This is a genomic window from bacterium endosymbiont of Bathymodiolus sp. 5 South (assembly GCF_900128535.1).
Classification (GTDB): domain Bacteria; phylum Pseudomonadota; class Gammaproteobacteria; order PS1; family Pseudothioglobaceae; genus Thiodubiliella.
Genome location: NZ_FQTR01000345.1, coordinates 1 through 1,134, shown reverse-complemented (window position 1 = coordinate 1,134; position 1,134 = coordinate 1). Strand labels below are relative to the sequence as shown.

3 protein-coding genes and 1 pseudogene are annotated in these 1,134 nt (G+C 36.9%); 1 reads left to right on the top strand and 3 read right to left on the bottom strand.

All coding sequences use genetic code 11. From position 1 onward, the window contains the following. The 3 genes from BBROOKSOX_RS12395 to BBROOKSOX_RS11375 form a co-directional block, all read right to left on the bottom strand. The coding region (locus BBROOKSOX_RS12395; RefSeq protein ID WP_373896632.1) for an NAD(P)-binding protein at nucleotides 1-136 on the bottom strand (136 nt) is incomplete at its 3' end. A gap of 2 nt (nucleotides 137-138) precedes the next feature. Then, nucleotides 139-441, bottom strand: a complete 303-nt coding sequence (locus BBROOKSOX_RS11380) for a hypothetical protein (RefSeq protein WP_139661966.1) — start codon at nucleotides 439-441, stop codon at nucleotides 139-141. Between the two features lies 1 nt (nucleotide 442). After that, on the bottom strand, nucleotides 443-805 hold the full coding sequence (locus tag BBROOKSOX_RS11375) for a hypothetical protein (protein WP_218973757.1): 363 nt from the start codon (nucleotides 803-805) through the stop codon (nucleotides 443-445). Nucleotides 806-903: 98 nt separating this feature from the next. Between BBROOKSOX_RS11375 and BBROOKSOX_RS11370 the strand changes: the two are divergent. Then, a pseudogene (locus tag BBROOKSOX_RS11370) lies at nucleotides 904-1,134 on the top strand (nitroreductase family protein); the annotation flags it as partial.

The window sequence follows — 1,134 nt, the reverse complement described above, 5'->3', positions numbered from 1 at the left end:
AAATCAAACTCGGCATATACACCAGTTCTGCCTTTGGGGAGACCAGTGTAATTTCTAGGGTTTTGTCTTGTTTGCGTAGGGTTCTCACCGCAGTTAAACCTGCAAACCCTGAACCAATAATCGTGATTTTCTTCATCGTTAAAAGAGCGCTATATTTTTAAATGTCATGGTTTCCATATTGGCAATACGCCCAAAGTCTTCCATTGTTTTTGGCCAATCATCTCTTGATTCAAGTTGCCTCATGAATGCTTCTTGATATGTTCTACTTTGCCATTTAAGCAAGCAATACACATATCCTTGCTCATCAATCCCAGAATCACGAGAAATAAACCCTTTAACGCTACTAATATCATCATCAATTTCTTTAGACAAAATCTTCCAATCACTCAATAAACCCTTGTTATTTAATTCAAACGACACTAATACAAAAAATCCACTCATTTCACTCTCCTCTATTTTTACAAAAATGCCCAAAATCAGGCTCTTCAACACTGCGCGCAATATTATCAATAAAGGCTTGCAATTCATCAAACTCTAATACGGTGAGAATACGCGTTACAATCGTTGACTCTACTCTTAATGTACACATTGTGCCATCTTTGAGTTGGGTCTGCATACCTGCAGCATTCATCATTAAGCCATCACCATTTTGTTCTAATATTCGCTCTAATTCTTCTTGTAATTTATCATACAATACTTGCAACTCATCTAAAACATCATCTTTGGTCTCATCGGCAATAGAAACAATTTCACCCTGCACTGAGCCAAAGTTCTCGTCATCTTCAAATTCAAATTCTATTCCCACTTTTGTTAAATGGTCTTTGAATTTGTTTGATAGTCTAGCATCAAAAAATATATAATCTAACATACGCAATCGATAATTTATATTAAAAGGATATTTTAATGCTGAACAAAGACGCACTTAACACTTTATTTACAAAAGCAAGAAGTCACAATGGCTGGTTAGACAAACCTATCTCTGAGACGCAAATCAAGGAAATTTACGCGCTGATGAAGTTTGGACCAACTGCGGCTAATACTTGCCCTGTACGCATTACCTTTGTGCAATCCAGTCAAGCCAAAGCAAGACTCAAACCTCATCTCGATGAAGGTAATGTTGCCAAAGCAATGGCT